The organism is Rhodopseudomonas sp. RCAM05734 (assembly GCF_052658035.1).
On the sequence record NZ_CP199742.1, the window covers coordinates 1815955 to 1833047 of the forward strand.

The window sequence follows — 17093 nt, forward strand, 5'->3', positions numbered from 1 at the left end:
AGCAGCAACAAGAACAACACGGCGGCAAGCCGGACCGAGGCCCGATGTCAGCACCACCCCTCCCGATCCCGCCCGGCGGGCGCCCGCTTACCCTTGGCGCGATCGCTCTGATGCTGTTGCTATGCCTGACTTGGGGCTTCAACCAGATCGCCATCAAGCTCGTGCTGCCGGAAATCCCGCCCTATCTGCAGGCAATGCTGCGGTCCGCTGGGGCCTTGGTGGTGATTGTGGCGATCGCCGCGATCCGCGGCACGCCACTGTTTGTGCGCGACGGCACCTTGAAAATCGGATTGTCTTGCGGGGTTCTGTTCGGCGTCGAGTTCGTGCTGATCTTTCATGGCCTGGAATACACTTCGGCCAGCCGTGCCGCTGTGTTCCTGTATACGGCGCCGTTTTTCGTGGCCGCCGGTTCCTATCGGTTTCTCGGCGAGCGGCTGCGCGCCGTGCAGTGGACCGGGCTGGCGGTGAGCTTCGCCGGCGTTGCTTTTGCCATCGGCGTGCCGCAACCCGATGTCGATGCCAAGGTGCTGCTCGGCGACCTGATGGTCGTGGGCGGCGCGGTGATGTGGGCGGCGACCACCTTGTGCGTCAAGGCGACGAAGCTCGGCCGGTGCCCTCCGGAAAAGGCCTTGGGTTACCAGGTGGCGGTATCGATCCCGATCCTCGGCCTCGCGGCCTGGCTTGCCGGCGAGACCATTCCCGGCATCCCCGGCGCGTTGACGCTGGGCCTGATGGCCTGGCAGGCGATCTGGGTGGTCGGCATGACCTTCCTGGTCTGGTTCAGCCTGGTGAGGGTCTATTCCGCCAGCAAGCTGTCGGCCTTCACTTTCATCACCCCCTTGATCGGCGTCGCTGGCGGTTATCTGATCATGGGCGACCGCCTCACCCCGGCCTTCGGCGTCGCCGCGATGCTGGTCGTGGCCGGGCTGTATCTGGTGAACAAGCCGGCGTCGGTGGAGGTATGAGCGGCGGCTCGGCCGAACGAAAATGGAACAAATTGGCGTCCAAACGCCGAAAATGGCCCGCGCACGTCAGCAAATTGTCAGTATTTACCGCTATCACCCCTTATCCTAGACGCCCTGGCTGGCTATTTCAGGGCTACGGCGCACGTCACGGTGACCACTCGTCCATTGCTGAATGTCACCAAAACCTGATATTCGAGACCTCATGAACATGCTTGAAAAACCGCCGCAGAGCGATGTCGCCGGCCCGATGGCCCGGCATCGCAGCATCCAGGTCATGGTTGGCAATGTCGCCGTCGGCGGCGGGGCGCCGATCGTCGTGCAGTCGATGACCAATACCGACACAGCAGACATCCAGGGCACCATCGAGCAGGTCGCAGCCCTCTCGCGCGCCGGCTCGGAAATGGTCCGCATCACCGTGGATCGCGATGAAGCCGCTGCAGCCGTGCCGCATATCCGCGATGAGCTGCGCAAGCGCGGCATCACCACGCCGCTGATCGGCGATTTCCATTACATCGGCCACAAGCTGCTCGCCGACCATCCGGCCTGCGCCGAGGCGCTCGACAAGTACCGCATCAATCCCGGCAACGTCGGCTTCAAGGCAAAGCGCGACACCCAGTTCACCGACATCGTCGAGATGGCGCTGAAGTACAACAAGACAGTCCGGATCGGCGCCAACTGGGGCTCGCTCGATCAGGAACTGCTGACCAAGCTGATGGACGAGAACGCGCTGCTGCCGCAGCCGAAGGATGTCCGCGCGGTGACCCGCGAAGCGATGGTCCAGTCGGCCTTGCTGTCGGCCGCCCGCGCCGAGGAAATCGGCCTGCCGAAGAACCGCATGATCCTGTCGGCCAAGGTTTCGGCGGTGCAGGACCTGATCGCGGTGTATCAGACGCTCGCCGAACGTTCCGACTACGCCATCCATCTCGGCCTCACCGAAGCCGGCATGGGCTCCAAGGGCATCGTGGCGTCCTCGGCGGCGCTCGGCATCCTGCTGCAGCAGGGCATCGGCGACACCATCCGCATCTCGCTGACGCCGGAACCCGGCGGCGACCGCACGCTGGAAGTCCAGGTCGCGCAAGAATTGCTGCAGACCATGGGTTTCCGTACCTTCGTGCCGCTGGTCGCGGCATGCCCCGGCTGCGGTCGCACCACCTCGACCACGTTCCAGGAACTGGCGCGCTCGATCCAGGATTTTATCCGCGTCGAAATGCCCAGCTGGAAGACCCGCTATCCCGGCGTCGAGTCGCTGAACGTCGCCATCATGGGCTGCATCGTCAACGGCCCCGGCGAGTCCAAGCATGCCGACATCGGCATCTCCTTGCCCGGCACCGGTGAAACCCCGGCCGCGCCGGTGTTCGTCGACGGCAAGAAATTCCGCACCCTGCGCGGTCCCAACATCGCCACCGAGTTCAAGGCCATGGTGATCGACTATATCGATCACCGCTACGGCTCGGGCGCGGCGCTGCCGGCGGGAGTGGGCGCCGACGCGGCGGAGTAATATGTGGCTCGCCGGTGGGACTATCCCTCCGCCGGCGATTGCTTGCGGGCTGTGTGGCGCACGTTGAGTATTTGGACCTCCTCCGCGGCCTCGACCACCCTGTAGATGATCACATACGGATAGTTCGTAACCGTCAGCTTGCGTATTCCTGTGCGCCTTGTCTCTTCCCCCTTGAAGGGAAATTCACCAAGCGATTCGGCTCGTTCTATGATGTGTCTGGCCACCGATGCGGCTGACCTTGGGCTGTGCTTAAGAATATAAACGAAGATATCTTCAAGTTCGTTGGTCGCAGATTCTAACCAGCGAACCTTCATTTGAAATAGCGGTTGAACAGGGCCTCCACTGCGCCGTCGGGTGCAAAGCGTCCCGCATCGGCATCCGCTATGCTGCGTTCAATCGCGGCATAATCTTCTTCGTTAAGTTCGTGCTCAATCTGACGACCAGCCTCGATCTCGCCAACGAAACGAATAAGTTTGTCCTGGTCCTCTTCGGGCCAGGCTGCGACGCGATCCAAAAGGATTTCGAGGCTCTCTCTCGTCATCGAGTCAAACTAGCAGATTTTTATCTCCATCGCACCAGATTTAGGTCGAGCGCCGCCTCACAATGGCAGCGTCCGATACTCCCGGTTCGCAATACTCGCCTCCTCCAGGTCGAGATCGCGCTCGATCCGGCGCCGGCTTTCGTCGGTGATCTTGCCGTCGCGCAACTGCACGTGGATGAACTTGCGCTCCGCCGCGATCAACTCGCGGACCAGGTCGGTGCCGAGCGCCGAGGCGCCCTCGTTGTCGGGGTCGAGGCCGTCCGGCAACTGGCCGGAGCGGGTCTCGTGGCGGGCGCGCAGCAGCTTGACGACTTCGTCCGATAGTTCGCGATCGTCGGTCATGGCGTCGAGCGACGCCAGCGCTGCCGCGAGCGCTTCCCGGCGGGCCGCGATTTCCGCCTCGTGCTCGGCCACCACTTCCTCGCGGCCGGTGCGGCCCATGCCGAGCAGTTTGACGACGACCGGCAGGCCGAGGCCGAAGCCGACCAGCGTCACCAGGATGACGTTGAACGCTACGAACAGGATCAGGTCGCGCGACGGAAAGCCTTCGCCGGAGGGCAGCGCAAACGGCAGCGCCAGCGCCGCCGCCAACGAGACCGCGCCGCGCACCCCGGTGAATGCGACTACGAAGGTCCAGCGCCAGTTCGGTGCCGGGTCGCTCTTGCGCAAAGCGGGGCTGAAGAAGCGCGGCAGGTAGATCGCCGGATAGACCCAGGCGAAGCGGGCCACGACGATCACCACGGCGACCAGCGCCGACGCCAGCATGATGTCGTCGAACGGGAACGCCTTGGATTTCTCGAGCAACAGGCGCATCTGGAAACCGGTGAGCAGGAACAGCAGCCCCTCGATCAGGTAGATCATCAGGTCCCAGAAGAAGATGCCCTGCAGGCGTGTGGCGGCGGAGATCAGCAGCGGCCCGTTCCAGCCGATGTAGAGGCCGCAGGCCACGGTGGCGATGATGCCGGAACCGCCGAAGTGTTCGGGAATGAGATAGGCCACATAGGGCGTCAGCAGCGACAGGGTGATCTCGACCTGCGGGTCGCGCGCGCGGTGACGCAGGCGCAGGCTGAGCCAGCCGACGAAAAGGCCGAACGCCAGTTCGCAGGCCAGGATGGCGGCAAAGGTGCCCGCGGCCTTGGGCAGCGAAAATGCGCCGGTGGAGATCGCCACGACAGCGAAGCGGTACAGGATCAGCGTGGTGGCGTCGTTGGCAAGGCCCTCGCCCTCAAGCACCACCAGCATGCGGCGCGGCAGCCCGAGCCGGCGCGCAATGGCCAGCGGCGCTACTACATCGGGCGGCGCGACGATGGCGCCGAGCAGGAAGCCGACGCCCCAAGGCAGGCCAATCAGGTAATGCGTTGCGGTCGCCACCAGGCAGGCGGTGAAGATCACGCAGCCCACTGCCAGCAAGGTAATGATGCGCAGGTTGCCGCGAAACTCGCGCCAGCTCATGGCGACGGAAGCCGAATAGATCAGCGGCGGCAGCACCACCAGCAGCACCAGTTCGGGCGGCAGTTCGACCGTCGGCATGCCCGGCACGAAGGCCAGCGCGATGCCGGCCAGCAGCGACAGGATGGCGGGAGCGACATCGATCCGCCGCGCGACATAAGCGGTGCCCGCGAGCGCCGCGAGCAGGATCAGGAAAATCTGGAACTTGGCTTCCACGCGGGCAGTTTCCTGTGAGCGTCCAATTTGCCTGTCGGGACTTCGAGGTCAATGCGGAGGAGAAAGAAGCGGTCAGATCGCGCTGGCTGCGATGTTGACCATCAGCGCCACCAGAGCGGTGTTGTAGATGAAGGACACGATGCCGTGCGCGGTGGCGGTGCGGCGGATGCCCTTGGTGGTGATGCCGACATCCGAGACCTGCGCGGTCATACCGACCACGAAGGAGAAATACACGAAGTCCCAGTAGTCCGGATCTTCAGGCTTGTCGCCGGCGGGGAAGGTAAGGCCGCCGGGCTTGGCGCCGCGATAGTATTCGTGGGCGTAATGCAGCGCGAAGATCGTGTGCACCGCCGCCCAGGACAGCGCGATGGTGGCCGTGGCCAACCCCAACTCCCACGGCGTGCGATGGCCCTGGCCGAGCTCGAACACGATGGCCGCGATGCTCGCGAAGGCGCCGAACGCCGCCACCAGAAGGATGAAGACGCTGCCGTCGTCCTGCAGGATGGCGTTGCGGCGGATATGCGCCAGCCCGCAGCGCGACATCATCCACAGCACCAGAACCAGATAGAACGCTACGAATACGTCCCAGCCGATCAGCAGCCGGGTGACCAGCCGCATCGAATCCGGCAACATGAAGAACGCCACGAAGCCCAATGCCATGGCGAGAAAGGTGCGCGGTCTCCCGTAGACGATGCGCACCGGCTTCGGCAGTTTGCGGAAACGCGCGAGAAGCTCGTCGACCTCTTTCTTGGCCGGCGTCGCCACCGTCAATTCTTGCGTTCGGCGACGAAGCGGGCAGCGGCGCGCAGCACGTCGCCCTTGGCGCCGAAGATCGACAAGGCGGCGTCCGCGGTGGCGATCAGGTCGCTGACGCGCTGCTTGGCGCCAGCTACGCCGAGCTGGGTCACGAAGGTGGTCTTGCCGAGGGCGGCGTCGGCGCCGGCAGGCTTGCCGAGCGAGGCGGCATCGCCTTCGACGTCGAGCAGGTCGTCGGCGATCTGGAACGCTTCGCCGAGCGCGCGGCCGTAATCGTCGAGCGCCTTGTACTGGTCAGGGGTGGCCTGGCCGAGCAGCGCGCCGGCGATGCAGCCGAAGCGCAGCAGCGCACCGGTCTTCATCTGCTGCACGCGCGCCACGTCGACCGGTCCGGTATCGCCAAAACGGCCTTCGCCGGCCAGATCGAGCATCTGGCCGCCGACCATGCCGCCGAGGCCGGCGCAGCGCGCCAGCGCCCGGGTCAGCAGCAGGCGAACCGTGGCATCGGAGTGGATCTCGTCCCGCGTGACGATGTCGAAAGCCAGCGTCAGCAGCGCGTCGCCGGCGAGGATCGCGGTGGCGTCGTCGGTGGCCTTGTGCAGGGTGGGGCGGCCGCGGCGCAGGTCGCTGTTGTCCATCGCCGGCAGGTCGTCATGGATCAGCGAATAGCAGTGGATGCATTCCAGCGCAGCGCCGACCAGCAGCGCGGCCTCGCGCGGCACGCCGAACACGGCGGTGCTCTCCACCACCAGGAACGGCCGCAGCCGCTTGCCGCCGCCCAGGCTGGAATAGCGCATGGCGTCCATCAGCCGCTTCGGGCGCGCAATCTCGTCCGGCTCAACGCCGTCGCCGAGCAGCCGGCCGAGCACGGCTTCGGTGTCCTCGGCGGTCTGGTCCAGGCGGGTGGCAAAATCGGTGGTGGCAACGCCGGTCATCAAGAATAGCTCCAGATCGAAATTTGGCGGACAATCGTTCATGGCAAAGGCCACGTCAATTCTGGGAGGCGCTGCTGGCAGGGTTCTTCGGCCGGATCCGTCCGGCAAGCTTAACCGCCTTGAAAAATGCGCGGAATCCCCGCTTGATGAGCGCAATCGTGCACGCGCGGGACGCTTGTGCCCCCGACAGACGGAAGTCCTGACTTTGCGCATTGCCCGCCGCCTGTTGCTGATCGCGCTGCTGCTCCTGCTGCTGCCCTATATCCTGACGCCACTCTATAGCGCCGGCCACCCGGTCTCGGCGCTAATGGCCTGGCGCTGGGTCACCGGGGCGCCGGTGGCGCGGCAATGGATCGATCTGGCCGCCATGGCGCCATCGCTGCCGCGCAGCGTGGTGGGCTCGGAGGACGCCAAATTCTGTAGTCATCACGGCATTGACTGGGATTCGCTGCAGAACGCCATCGAGGACGCCCAGGAGGGCGAGGTCTCCGGCGGTGGTTCCACCATTACCCAGCAGGTGGCGAAGAACCTGTTCCTGTGGCCCGGCCGCAGCGTGGTCCGCAAGGCGCTCGAGTTCCCGCTGGCGCTGTGGATCGATCTGGTGCTGTCCAAGCAGCGCATCCTGGAAATCTATCTGAATATCGCTGAAATGGGCCCGTCCGGGCAGTTCGGGGCCGAGGCCGGGTCGCAATATGCGTTCGGGCGCTCGGCCGCCGCCCTGACATCGCGCGAGGCGGCGCTGCTGGCGGCCATCCTGCCCAACCCGGTCACCCGCAGCGCCAGGACGCCGGGACCGGGGGTGCGCCGCTTGGCCTCCACCTACCAGGCGCGGGCGCAGGCGGCAGAACTGCAGCGCTGCTGGGGGTAGACGTGATCATTCCGGCCGGCGCCGCGGTCTGGCGGTGTCCCGGAACCACGAGGGGAGCGAATTTTCCCGCGCCAGCGCCCTAGCATTGCCGTCCTCGTTCCGTTATAAGCGCGGCCTTATCAGCGATTTTGCCTGCGCCACCGGCGCCGGGCCGTCCGTTCGCGGATGAAAACCGCACCAACAGACAAGACCTGCAAGGACCATCCCATGGCCGTTCCGAGAAGAAAAACATCGCCGTCGCGACGTGGCATGCGCCGTTCAGCCGACGCGATCAAGACCCCGACCTATGCGGAAGACAAGGATTCCGGCGAGCTGCGCCGTCCGCATCATCTCGATCTGAAGACCGGCATGTATAAGGGCCGCCAAGTCCTGAAGAAGAAAGAGTCCTGATCGCCGGTTGAGGCGACGTCGCACCTGCGGCGTACCTCGCGGTCTTTTCTGGATTAAGGCCCCGGCATCAGCAAGCGGGTCGACGCGCGAGCGGGCGGGTACAGGCAAACTGTATTTCCGCCCGAATTCGCTCCAACTTTAGAGCTAAGACGCTCTTGCGGGCGCGTCACATCAGGCACTGCCTGAGAGTGGTATGTCCCCCTCGTTTCCTCGCTTGCAAAAAGGCCTCGCCGATGTTCCCGCTGCTGCTGATCCCGCTGGCGATCTGCAACATCATCGTGTTCCTGATGCCCGGCCTGTCGCTTTCGGCGCCGTTGATCACGCTGCCGTTGATGTCAGGCGCGAGCTGGCCGGTGACGCTCAGTGACGTGCTGCTGGCCTTCGGCGTGGTGCTGCTGCTGCTCGAGGTGATGAAGGCGCGGCAGCCCGGTGCGAAATACTTCACCGACCATTTCCTGTCGCTGCTGGTGTTCGGCGGCGCTGCTGCGGAATTCCTGCTGCTGCCGCAGTTCGGCACCTCCACCTTCTTCCTGCTGACGCTGATTGCGCTGGTCGATTTCCTCGCCGGCTTGGCGTTGCGGGTACGCCGTCCGCGCCGCGTGGCGGCCGTGGCGCCGGCCCCGGTGCAGGAACCGGCCCGGGTCGACCCCGCGCCGCGCTACGAGCCGGAACCTGCTCCGGCACCGGTGGTGGTGCCCGCCGCTCCGGTGGCAGAAGCCGCTCCGCTGGATCATCACGAGCCGAAGTTCGAAACCAAGGCGCCGGAGATCGTGGTGCACGACCCGTCGCCCCAAGTTTCACCTCCCCCGGTCTCGCCGCCTCAGGTGTCGTCGCCTCAGGTCTCGTCACCCGACCTGCAGCCGGACAACGGCTCGCACCCATCGCGCGACATTCCGCCCGCGCGCTGATCGCTTCAAGCCGTCCGATAGGTACGCAGGCCGTTCGGCTGCGCTGGCTGGTTCTGGTTGGCCGAGGCACGGTATGCCGCCTCGACATCGGAGATTGCCGCGCGCCGCAACACCCGCGTCTGCGGATCCTGCTCGGCCATGGCAATCAGATGCGTCAGGAAGGTTGGGTCGGGGCGTGACAGCCCTGACGACAGCGTTGCTGTGGGGGCAGCGGGGCTGACCTGCACCAGCGCGACGCTGGCTCTGGGCACCACCACATCACCGGCGCGCCGCATCTGAACGGCGGGACGGCTGGCGAGCGGGCTGATATCGGCGATCGGCATGCGCAGGATCCGGTTGTCTCATTTTGGGTCACAATGAGCCCTGTCCTGTCTGCTTCGCAAGGGGCGTGCCGCCTGGGTGCGGATTGGCGGCCACGGAAAATGATACCGGCGGCGGTAACGTTTGTTAATTCTTTAGGAACTTTACCTAGTCTGCGCCGCGACGGTCGCCCTATTCTCAACCATTCTCAATTGGCGAATCACCCTGCAGCGTCCCAAAATGAGGCGACTTTGACATCCGCCGCACCTCCGAACCTTCCTGATTCGCCCAGCGCCACAGCCTCAGAGCGCGCTCCGTCGCAGCCAGAGGCATCCGCCATCCTCGCTGCGCTCGGCCATGCCGCCTTTGTCTGGGATCTTGCCAGCGACGCCATGGTCTGGACCGAGCAGGCCGCGTCGGTATTCGCAGATATCCCGCCGGACTTTCTGGCCACCGGCAGCCGTCTGGCGACGCTCATCGAGCCGCAGCGCAGCATCCGTTCCGACGTGCTGACGCGCACGCCGCCGTCGGATCGCGGTGAGAGCGTGCCGTATCGCATCGAATATGGCGTGCGCGCCAGCAGCAGCGCCGCGGTGTTGTGGATCGAGGAAAGCGGCGCCTGGTTCGCTGGCACTGACGGCAAGCCGGCACGCGTGCAAGGCATCGTGCGCGTCAACAACGAGCGCCATGCGCGCGAAGAGCAACTGGTGCAGTTGGCGCAGCACGACCCAGTGACCGGTGAACTCAACCGGGTGCATCTGGTGGCCTCGCTGGCAGAGGCGGTCGAGGAGACCGCGCGCTTCCGCTCCTCCTTTGCCTTCATGCTGATCGGCATCGATCACCTGTCACGAATCAACGAGGCCTTCGGCTTCGACGTCGCCGACGAAGTGATTCGCGAGGTCGCACGGCGCATCCGCCTCAGGCTGCGGGGCGGCGATGTGCTGGGCCGCTTCTCCGGCAACAAGTTAGGACTGATCCTGAAGAACTGCAGCGTCGATGACGCCAACGTTGCTGCTGAACGCTTCCTGCAGGGTATTCGCGACGAAGTGGTTCCGACGAAATCCGGCCCGGTGTCGGTGACCGCGACGATCGGTGCGGTCAGCGTGCCGCGCTATGCGCGCAGCGTCGACGAGGCGATGAATCGCGCCCAGGAAACCCTCGATATGGCCTGCAAGCGGCGGCTCGGCTCCTATGCGACGTGGCGACCGAACGTGGAGCGGGATGCGCAGCGCCGGGTCAACATCCGCGTCACCGACGAGATCGTCACCGCGCTGAACGAGCGCCGCATCGTGATGGCGTTCGAGCCGGTGGTTCGGGCCGGGTCGCGCGATGCCGCCTTTTACGAATGCCTGGTGCGGATGCGTCAGGAAGACGGTCGGCTGCTGCTGGCGCCGGACATCGTGCCGGTGGCGGAGAAGCTCGGCCTGATCCGGCTGGTCGATCATCGCGTGCTTGAACTGGTGGTCGCCGAGCTTTCGGCGTCGCCGAACATCCAGCTCAGCCTCAACATCTCGCCGGGCACCACCATGGATCCCGACTGGTGGGCCTGTGTCGAATCGATGATGCGCGCCAACCCCGGTGCCGCCGAGCGGCTGATCGTGGAAATCACCGAGACCGTGGCAATCCAGGACCTCGATGACGTGCGCGGCTTCGTCTCCCGGGTGAAGGATTTCGGCGGTCGCATCGCCATCGACGATTTCGGCGCCGGCTACACGTCGTTCCGCAACCTGCGCAAGCTCGGCGTCGACATCGTCAAGATCGACGGTGCCTTCGTGCAGAACCTCGCCCGCTCCGCGGACGACCGGGCCTTCGTGCAGACGCTGATCGATCTCAGCCGGCGGCTCCGGATCAAGACGGTGGCGGAATGGGTGCAGGATGACGAATCGGAAGCGTTGCTGCGCGATTGGGGCTGCGACTACATCCAGGGCAGACTGATCGGCCTGGCCTCGCCGCAGCGGCCATGGCTCTCGTCGGACTCGTCCTCGGTGCCCGCGGCGGGCTGATCGGCCGCCGCGTCACACTCTGGATCAATCGTCCTTGTGCTCTTTCTCGGCTTCCCGAACGGGCTCTTTCGACATCCGCTCGAGCCGTTCCTGCATGTCCTTCATCTGGCGGCGCAGGTCGTCCATGGAGTCGGCTTCCACGGCCGGCTCCGGGGCGCGCTGAGGTTCGGCCGCAGCGCTGCCGCCACGTGGCGGCACGAACGGCTTGAACATCGAGAAGGTCTGCTGAAACAGTTCCATGTTGCGGCGGACATGCTCCTCCAGCGGCGCGAACGGCGTCATGCTGAAGGTGTTAGTCATCTGCTTGCGGAACTGCTCCTGCTCGCGGGTCAGCGAATCGATGGACTGCTCGAGATATTTCGGCACCACCATCTGCATGCTGTCGCCGTAGAACCGAATCGGCTGGCGCAGGAAGGTGGTCGGCAGCAGGTTCTGGCCGGCCTTATTTTCCTGTTCGAAGATGATCTGCGCCAGCACGGAGCGGGTGATGTCGTCGCCGGTCTTGGCGTCGTAGACGAGGAAATCCTCGCCGTCCTTCACCATCGCGGCGAGATCCTCAAGCGTCACGTAGGTGCTTGTTCCGGTATTATAAAGCCGGCGATTAGCGTATTTCTTGATCGTCGTAGGCTGGTCTGTTTTCGCCATGGGCTCACACATACGTACCGAGGACAGGAACCCGCCGGCATCGCGCCGTAGGGGAGGCATACGAGCTACGCAACGCAGCAAGGAAAGCACGATCATGACGCTTCCGCTACCGTTTTGTGCGGCACGGTTAAGATCAAGGCGATGAAGCTGCTCAGGAATGTGCCAAGAACTCCATTTTGAGTGCGATGCGGCGGGATTTTCCGTGCTTGCCAATTGACAGGGTCGCACGGGGTTAACAGGATGGTTTCACCCACTTAGATCAAAGACCCGGAATGACAGGGCGCGCTACAACGGCCGCTCTCGTCCAAAAACCTCAAGCCAAGGAGATGTCCATGTCCGACGATGTCGTCATCGTCAGCGCCGCCCGCACCCCGGTCGGCAGCTTCAACGGCGCCTTTGCCACCATGCCGGCCCATGACCTCGGCGCCATCGCCATCAAGGCGGCTCTGGAACGCGGCGGCATCGAGCCGGGCCGCGTCTCGGAAGTCATCATGGGTCAGATCCTGACCGCGGCCCAGGGCCAGAACCCGGCGCGTCAGGCCTCGATCGCCGCCGGCATCCCGGTGGAAAGCCCGGCCTGGGGCGTCAACCGGCTGTGCGGCTCCGGCCTGCGCACTGTCGCGCTGGGCTATCAGGCGCTGCTCAACGGCGATTCGGAGATCGTCGTCGCCGGCGGCCAGGAATCCATGAGCATGGCGCCGCATGCGCAATATCTGCGCGCCGGCATCAAGATGGGTCCGGTGGAGTTCGTCGACACCATGATCAAGGACGGGCTGTGGGATGCCTTCAACGGCTATCACATGGGCAACACCGCCGAGAACGTGGCGCGGCAATACCAGATCACCCGCGCGCAGCAGGACGAGTTCGCGGTTCACTCGCAGAACAAGGCCGAAGCGGCGCAGAAGGCCGGCAAGTTCAAGCAGGAAATCGTCCCCGTCACCATCAAGTCGCGCAAGGGAGACATCATCGTCGATACCGATGAATACCCGCGTCACGGCGCCACCATCGAGGCGATGGGCAAGCTCAAGCCGGCGTTCGAGAAGGACGGCACCGTCACCGCCGGCTCGGCCTCCGGCATCAACGACGGCGCCGCCGTTGTCGTGCTGATGACCGCCAAGCAGGCAGCCAAGGAAGGCAAGACCGTGCTCGGCCGCATCGTGTCGTGGGGTCAGGCGGGCGTCGATCCGAAGATCATGGGCACCGGGCCGATCCCGGCATCGCGCGCCGCGCTGAAGAAGGCCGGCTGGACCATCAACGATCTCGACCTGATCGAGGCCAACGAGGCCTTTGCGGCGCAGGCCTGCGCCGTCAACAAGGATCTCGGTTGGGATACGTCGAAGGTCAACGTCAATGGCGGCGCCATCGCCATCGGCCATCCCGTCGGCGCATCCGGCGCCCGCGTGCTGGTGACGCTGTTGCACGAGATGGAAAAGCGCGATGCGAAGAAGGGCCTCGCGACTCTTTGCATCGGCGGCGGCATGGGCATCGCGATGTGCATTGCACGCGACTAATCCTGCGGCGCGGGATGATGAAAACATCATCTCGCGAGTGCACTGCACACACTGCTAAACAAAACGCTCGGCATTCGTGCCGGGCGTTTTTTCTTGATGTTGGTCAATGCGACGGCTTAATTCAGAACGACATATTCGAGAGCTACATAAGAAGACCGAGGGGAGGAGTTCGATATGGCGCGTGTTGCATTGGTCACCGGAGGGACGCGGGGAATTGGTGCTGCGATCAGCAAGGCGTTGAAGGCAGCCGGCTATCATGTCGCGGCCAGCTACGCCGGCAACGATGCGGCGGCGGACAAATTCAAGGCCGACACCGGCATTCCTGTCTACAAATGGGACGTCAGCTCGTTCGACGCCTGCGCCACCGGAGTCAAGCAGGTGGAGACCGATCTCGGCCCGGTCGACGTGCTGGTCAATAATGCCGGCATCACCCGCGACGGCGCATTTCACAAAATGACGCTCGAGCAGTGGAATGCGGTGATCAACACCAATCTCGGTTCGCTGTTCAACATGACGCGACAGGTGATCGAGGGCATGAGGGCGCGCAAATTCGGCCGCGTCATCAACATCTCCTCCATCAACGGCCAGAAGGGCCAGTTCGGCCAGGTGAATTATTCGGCAGCCAAGGCCGGCGACATCGGCTTCACCAAGGCGCTGGCGCTGGAAACTGCGCGGGCTGGCATCACCGTCAATGCGATCTGTCCGGGCTACGTCAACACGGAGATGGTGCAGGCGGTGCCCAAGGACGTGCTGGAGAAGAGCATTCTGCCGCTGATCCCGGTCAATCGCCTCGGCGAGCCCGAGGAAATCGCCCGCGCTGTGGTGTTCCTCGCCGCCGACGAGGCCGGCGGCATCACCGGCGCCACCATGTCGATCAATGGCGGGCAATACATGGCGTGATGATTTCTTGCCCTCCCCTGGAGGGGGAGGGTGAAGGAAGCGCCCTCTTTATCAAATTGAACTGGCTTCCATGTCTCCCCGCACTGCGACGCTGATCGGACTGACGGCCATCCTGATGTGGTCGCTGCTGTCGATGCTGACCGTGGCCACAGGAGCGGTGCCGCCGTTCCAGCTGGCCGCGATGACATTTGCGATCGGCGCGCTGGCCGCTGCCGCGGGCTGGATCGGTCGGCCTGCGGCGGTTCGTGCGTTGCGGCAGTCGCCGGTGGTGTGGCTGGTCGGCGTCGGCGGGCTGTTCGGCTATCACGCATTGTATTTCGCAGCATTGCGGCTGGCGCCGCCGGCCGAAGCCGGCCTCTTGAACTATCTGTGGCCGCTGCTGATCGTGCTGTTCTCCGCGCTGCTGCCCGGCGAACGGCTGGCGCCGCATCACATCATCGGCGCCTTGCTCGGCCTTGCCGGCACCGTGCTGCTGCTGGTCGGCAATGTGCATTTCGTGCTGGAGGCGGCGCCTCAGCTGATCGGGCTTGGGCTGGCTTTCGTCGCCGCCTTCGTCTGGGCCGGCTATTCGGTGTTGTCGCGCCGACTCAAGGCGGTGCCGACCGATGCGGTGGCCGGTTTCTGCATGGCCACCGCGCTGCTGGCAGCAGCCACCCATCTGGCGGTCGAGACCACGGTCTGGCCGGGCAGCGTCACGGCGTGGCTCGCCGTCGTCGCGCTCGGCATCGGTCCGGTGGGAGCCGCGTTCTACGCCTGGGACATCGGCATGAAGCGTGGCGACATCCGCGTGCTGGGCGCTGCGTCCTATGCCACGCCGCTGTTGTCGACCGCATTCCTGATCCTGGCCGGCTATGCGCAGCCGTCAGCCAACATCGCCATCGCCGCGGTACTGATCGCCGGCGGCGGGTTGATCGCGGCGAAGGATATGTTGGGGAAGCGGAGTTAGAGCTGCAAGCAGGCGGAAAGCCCCACGCTCGACTGTCATCGCCCGGCTTGACCGGGCGAGCCAGTAAACGCTGTCGTTGCGGATGATATCGGCGGCAAACACGAACGCCGTCGGCTACTGGATCGCCCGGTCCCGGCGCGCAATTGCGCGCCAGGCCGGGCGACGACAACTGAATTCTGGGCAGCTATGCGGGCATCCAGTCCTTCGGCGCCAGTTCGAATGTCGCAAAATCGAATCCGGGCGCCACGGTGCAGCCGACCAGCGTCCAGTCGCCGGTGGTCGCCGCGGCCTGCCAGGCGTGAACAGGCACGATGGCCTGCGGCATTTCGCCCGCGGCCAGATCGGGGCCGAGCACGATGGTGCGCTCGCCCTGGGCGTCGGCGATACGAAGCGTCAGGGCACTGCCTGCGTAGTAGTGCCAGATCTCCACCGCATCGATGCGATGCCAATGCGAGGACTCGCCGCGTGCCAGCAGGAAGTAGATCGCGGTGGACAGCGAGCGTCCGTCCGCATCCACCCGGGCATCGCGAAACGTCTCGCGAAAATGCCCGCCTTCGGGATGCGGCCTGAGATCGAGCCGCGCGATGATCTCGGCCGCGGTCTCTGTCACGACTTGTTCTTGCGCTCGCGCAGTTCGGCGAACACGTCGTCGGCGCTGGCACCCTTCAGCCGCACGCCGGCGGCGACGGTCGGCTCGTCGGCGCGCAGGAATACGTTGGTCTGCTTCTCGTCGCCGAGCAGCGCGGGAATGGTCGGCTGTCCCGCCGCACGCAGCTGCGCCACCTGCGCGGCGCGCGCCTGCAGCGCGGCATTGCCGGGCTCGATGCCGAGCGCGAACTTGACGTTGGCGGCGGTATATTCATGGCCGCAATACAGCCGGAAATCGTCGGGCAGCGCGCGCAACTTGATCAGCGACTGCCACATCATCGGATAGCTGCCCTCGAACACCCGGCCGCAGCCGCCTGAGAACAGGGTGTCGGCGGCGAACAGCGCCTTGTCCTCGTCGAACACATAGGAGACATGGTCGAGGGTGTGGCCTGGCGTTTCCAGCACCCGCGCCAGCAGCGTGCCGACCTTGACGATGTCGCCCTGGGCGACGCGCACATCCACCAGCGGGATCGGCGCGGTCTGGTCGTACGGCGCCACCACGCGGCAGTTGTACTGCTGCTTGAGCTCCTTGATGCCGCCGACATGATCGGCGTGGTGATGGGTGACCAGGATGTCGGTGAGCTGCCAGCCTTCGCGCTCGAGCACCCTGATGATGGGACCGGCTTCGGGGGCATCGATCGAGGCGGTGGCACCGCTCTGCGGATCGTGAATCAGATAGCCGAAATTGTCGGTCAGGCAGGTGAACAGGCGAATTTCGGCGGCCATCATGTCTCCGGGATCTGATCGGACAGAGCCATGACATATGGCGTTAACGATCAGTCGGCAATGCGTGATTGGTGGCCCCATCGTGTGGGGCGACGTGCTAGATTTGCCCGATGACCATCGACGTGATCGATCTCCGGGATTTCTATTCGCGCCGCCTCGGTATTGTGGCGCGGCGGCTGATCAATCGCGGCATCCACGCGCAATGGCCGCATGTCCAGGGCCAGCGCGTGCTCGGGATCGGCTACCCCACGCCCTATCTCGGCCTGTTCCGCGAAGACTGCGAGCGCTGTATCGCCTTCATGCCGGCGGCACAGGGCGTGCTGAAATGGCCGACCGCGAAGCCGGCCCTCGCCGCTCTGGTCGACGAGTTCTCGCTGCCGCTGCCCGATGCCGCCGTGGACCGCATCCTGCTGGTCCATGCGCTGGAGATGTGTGACGATCCCGAGGGCCTGTTGCGCGAGGTGTGGCGGGTGCTGGCGCCGTCCGGCCGCGTGCTGGCGGTGATCCCGAATCGGCGCGGCGTCTGGACCCGCACCGACAACACGCCGTTCGGCCACGGCCGGCCCTATTCGCGCTCCCAGATCACGCAACTGTTACGCCAGACCTGGTTCACGCCCACGTCGTGGAGCGAGGCGCTGTTCATGCCGCCGTTTGGCGGCGGCTGGTTCCTGCGGTCGGCGATGGCCTGGGAGAAGGTGGGCGCGGCGCTGTCGCTGCCCTTCGCCGGAGTCCACATCGTCGAGGCCACCAAGCAGGTTTACCGCGCGATTCCGGCGCATCGCGAGCGCACGCGGCTGATTCCGGCGCTGCAGCCGGTGCTGGTACCGTCATCCCTTCAGCGCGACGAGGACGGCGTCCCCGAAGCCGAGCCGCAATCGCGATGAGCGG

The 17093-nt window shown here is 65.0% G+C and carries 19 protein-coding genes; 10 read left to right on the plus strand and 9 right to left on the minus strand.

Annotation, left to right across the window (positions count from 1 at the left end):
• Window positions 1–110 precede the first annotated feature (110 nt).
• Entirely contained in the window at window positions 111–965 is an 855-nt protein-coding gene (locus ACUXVA_RS08695) for a DMT family transporter (protein WP_413776408.1), read from the plus strand.
• Between the two features lie 202 nt (window positions 966–1167).
• Window positions 1168–2463, plus strand: coding sequence for a flavodoxin-dependent (E)-4-hydroxy-3-methylbut-2-enyl-diphosphate synthase (ispG, locus tag ACUXVA_RS08700; RefSeq protein ID WP_265080673.1), 1296 nt, complete (start codon window positions 1168–1170; stop codon window positions 2461–2463).
• Between the two features lie 20 nt (window positions 2464–2483).
• Here the strand turns inward: ispG and ACUXVA_RS08705 are convergent, their stop codons facing one another.
• The 5 genes from ACUXVA_RS08705 to ACUXVA_RS08725 form a co-directional block, all read right to left on the minus strand.
• Entirely contained in the window at window positions 2484–2777 is a 294-nt protein-coding gene (locus ACUXVA_RS08705; RefSeq protein WP_413776407.1) for a type II toxin-antitoxin system RelE/ParE family toxin, read from the minus strand.
• Window positions 2774–2977 (minus strand): hypothetical protein, encoded by a 204-nt coding sequence (locus ACUXVA_RS08710; protein WP_265080672.1) that lies wholly within the window; start codon window positions 2975–2977, stop codon window positions 2774–2776. The genes ACUXVA_RS08705 and ACUXVA_RS08710 overlap by 4 nt, the downstream gene beginning before the upstream one ends.
• A gap of 84 nt (window positions 2978–3061) precedes the next feature.
• Entirely contained in the window at window positions 3062–4669 is a 1608-nt protein-coding gene (locus ACUXVA_RS08715; protein ID WP_445491665.1) for a Na+/H+ antiporter, read from the minus strand.
• A gap of 72 nt (window positions 4670–4741) precedes the next feature.
• Window positions 4742–5434, minus strand: a complete 693-nt coding sequence (locus ACUXVA_RS08720; protein ID WP_265080670.1) for a DUF1345 domain-containing protein — start codon at window positions 5432–5434, stop codon at window positions 4742–4744.
• 2 nt (window positions 5435–5436) lie between these two features.
• Entirely contained in the window at window positions 5437–6360 is a 924-nt protein-coding gene (locus ACUXVA_RS08725; protein WP_445491668.1) for a polyprenyl synthetase family protein, read from the minus strand.
• Between the two features lie 205 nt (window positions 6361–6565).
• Between ACUXVA_RS08725 and mtgA the strand changes: the two genes are divergently transcribed.
• From mtgA to ACUXVA_RS08740, 3 genes are all read left to right on the plus strand, one after another.
• Window positions 6566–7228 (plus strand): monofunctional biosynthetic peptidoglycan transglycosylase, encoded by a 663-nt coding sequence (gene mtgA / locus ACUXVA_RS08730; protein ID WP_265080668.1) that lies wholly within the window; start codon window positions 6566–6568, stop codon window positions 7226–7228.
• Between the two features lie 207 nt (window positions 7229–7435).
• A complete protein-coding gene (gene rpmF / locus ACUXVA_RS08735) occupies window positions 7436–7618 on the plus strand; it encodes a 50S ribosomal protein L32 (protein ID WP_184257785.1) in 183 nt (60 codons plus the stop codon).
• 233 nt (window positions 7619–7851) lie between these two features.
• Window positions 7852–8526 (plus strand): hypothetical protein, encoded by a 675-nt coding sequence (locus ACUXVA_RS08740; protein ID WP_445491671.1) that lies wholly within the window; start codon window positions 7852–7854, stop codon window positions 8524–8526.
• A gap of 5 nt (window positions 8527–8531) precedes the next feature.
• Here the strand turns inward: ACUXVA_RS08740 and ACUXVA_RS08745 are convergent, their stop codons facing one another.
• Window positions 8532–8849 carry a hypothetical protein gene (locus tag ACUXVA_RS08745; RefSeq protein WP_265080667.1) on the minus strand — a complete coding sequence of 106 codons (318 nt, stop codon included), beginning with the start codon at window positions 8847–8849 and terminating at the stop codon, window positions 8532–8534.
• A 315-nt stretch (window positions 8850–9164) separates the two neighbouring features.
• On the opposite strand from ACUXVA_RS08745, the gene ACUXVA_RS08750 reads away from it, so the two are divergent.
• Complete coding sequence (locus ACUXVA_RS08750; RefSeq protein ID WP_445493267.1) at window positions 9165–10829, plus strand: EAL domain-containing protein; 1665 nt, start codon at window positions 9165–9167, stop codon at window positions 10827–10829.
• A gap of 24 nt (window positions 10830–10853) precedes the next feature.
• Here ACUXVA_RS08750 and phaR read toward each other — a convergent pair whose 3' ends face one another.
• Window positions 10854–11474 (minus strand): polyhydroxyalkanoate synthesis repressor PhaR, encoded by a 621-nt coding sequence (phaR, locus tag ACUXVA_RS08755; protein WP_445493268.1) that lies wholly within the window; start codon window positions 11472–11474, stop codon window positions 10854–10856.
• Between the two features lie 332 nt (window positions 11475–11806).
• Between phaR and ACUXVA_RS08760 the strand changes: the two genes are divergently transcribed.
• The 3 genes from ACUXVA_RS08760 to yddG all read left to right on the plus strand — a co-directional run bounded on the left by ACUXVA_RS08760 (window position 11807) and on the right by yddG (window position 14831).
• Window positions 11807–12985 carry an acetyl-CoA C-acetyltransferase gene (locus ACUXVA_RS08760; protein ID WP_445491673.1) on the plus strand — a complete coding sequence of 393 codons (1179 nt, stop codon included), beginning with the start codon at window positions 11807–11809 and terminating at the stop codon, window positions 12983–12985.
• Window positions 12986–13159: 174 nt separating this feature from the next.
• Window positions 13160–13885: an acetoacetyl-CoA reductase gene (gene phbB, locus ACUXVA_RS08765; RefSeq protein ID WP_265080666.1), complete on the plus strand. Its 726-nt coding sequence runs from the start codon at window positions 13160–13162 to the stop codon at window positions 13883–13885.
• 70 nt (window positions 13886–13955) lie between these two features.
• Window positions 13956–14831, plus strand: coding sequence for an aromatic amino acid exporter YddG (yddG, locus tag ACUXVA_RS08770; RefSeq protein WP_265080665.1), 876 nt, complete (start codon window positions 13956–13958; stop codon window positions 14829–14831).
• 184 nt (window positions 14832–15015) lie between these two features.
• Here yddG and ACUXVA_RS08775 read toward each other — a convergent pair whose 3' ends face one another.
• Window positions 15016–15441 (minus strand): cupin domain-containing protein, encoded by a 426-nt coding sequence (locus ACUXVA_RS08775; RefSeq protein ID WP_265080664.1) that lies wholly within the window; start codon window positions 15439–15441, stop codon window positions 15016–15018.
• Window positions 15438–16205, minus strand: coding sequence for a hydroxyacylglutathione hydrolase (gene gloB, locus ACUXVA_RS08780; RefSeq protein ID WP_265080663.1), 768 nt, complete (start codon window positions 16203–16205; stop codon window positions 15438–15440). The genes ACUXVA_RS08775 and gloB overlap by 4 nt, the downstream gene beginning before the upstream one ends.
• A 110-nt stretch (window positions 16206–16315) precedes the next feature.
• On the opposite strand from gloB, the gene ACUXVA_RS08785 reads away from it, so the two are divergent.
• Window positions 16316–17089 carry a methyltransferase domain-containing protein gene (locus ACUXVA_RS08785; protein WP_265080662.1) on the plus strand — a complete coding sequence of 258 codons (774 nt, stop codon included), beginning with the start codon at window positions 16316–16318 and terminating at the stop codon, window positions 17087–17089.
• The last annotated feature ends 4 nt before the right edge of the window (window positions 17090–17093 follow it).

What these genes read in the sequence shown, in the direction of transcription:
- ACUXVA_RS08695 (WP_413776408.1), top strand. Translation starts at nt 111, where the DNA reads ATGCTGTTGCTATGCCTGACTTGGGGCTTCAACCAGATCGCCATCAAG.
- ispG (WP_265080673.1), top strand. Translation starts at nt 1,168, where the DNA reads ATGAACATGCTTGAAAAACCGCCGCAGAGCGATGTCGCCGGCCCGATG.
- ACUXVA_RS08705 (WP_413776407.1), bottom strand. Translation starts at nt 2,777, where the DNA reads ATGAAGGTTCGCTGGTTAGAATCTGCGACCAACGAACTTGAAGATATC.
- ACUXVA_RS08725 (WP_445491668.1), bottom strand. Translation starts at nt 6,360, where the DNA reads ATGACCGGCGTTGCCACCACCGATTTTGCCACCCGCCTGGACCAGACC.
- rpmF (WP_184257785.1), top strand. Translation starts at nt 7,436, where the DNA reads ATGGCCGTTCCGAGAAGAAAAACATCGCCGTCGCGACGTGGCATGCGC.
- ACUXVA_RS08740 (WP_445491671.1), top strand. Translation starts at nt 7,852, where the DNA reads ATGTTCCCGCTGCTGCTGATCCCGCTGGCGATCTGCAACATCATCGTG.
- ACUXVA_RS08745 (WP_265080667.1), bottom strand. Translation starts at nt 8,849, where the DNA reads ATGCCGATCGCCGATATCAGCCCGCTCGCCAGCCGTCCCGCCGTTCAG.
- phaR (WP_445493268.1), bottom strand. Translation starts at nt 11,474, where the DNA reads ATGGCGAAAACAGACCAGCCTACGACGATCAAGAAATACGCTAATCGC.
- ACUXVA_RS08760 (WP_445491673.1), top strand. Translation starts at nt 11,807, where the DNA reads ATGTCCGACGATGTCGTCATCGTCAGCGCCGCCCGCACCCCGGTCGGC.
- phbB (WP_265080666.1), top strand. Translation starts at nt 13,160, where the DNA reads ATGGCGCGTGTTGCATTGGTCACCGGAGGGACGCGGGGAATTGGTGCT.
- yddG (WP_265080665.1), top strand. Translation starts at nt 13,956, where the DNA reads ATGTCTCCCCGCACTGCGACGCTGATCGGACTGACGGCCATCCTGATG.
- gloB (WP_265080663.1), bottom strand. Translation starts at nt 16,205, where the DNA reads ATGGCCGCCGAAATTCGCCTGTTCACCTGCCTGACCGACAATTTCGGC.
- ACUXVA_RS08785 (WP_265080662.1), top strand. Translation starts at nt 16,316, where the DNA reads ATGACCATCGACGTGATCGATCTCCGGGATTTCTATTCGCGCCGCCTC.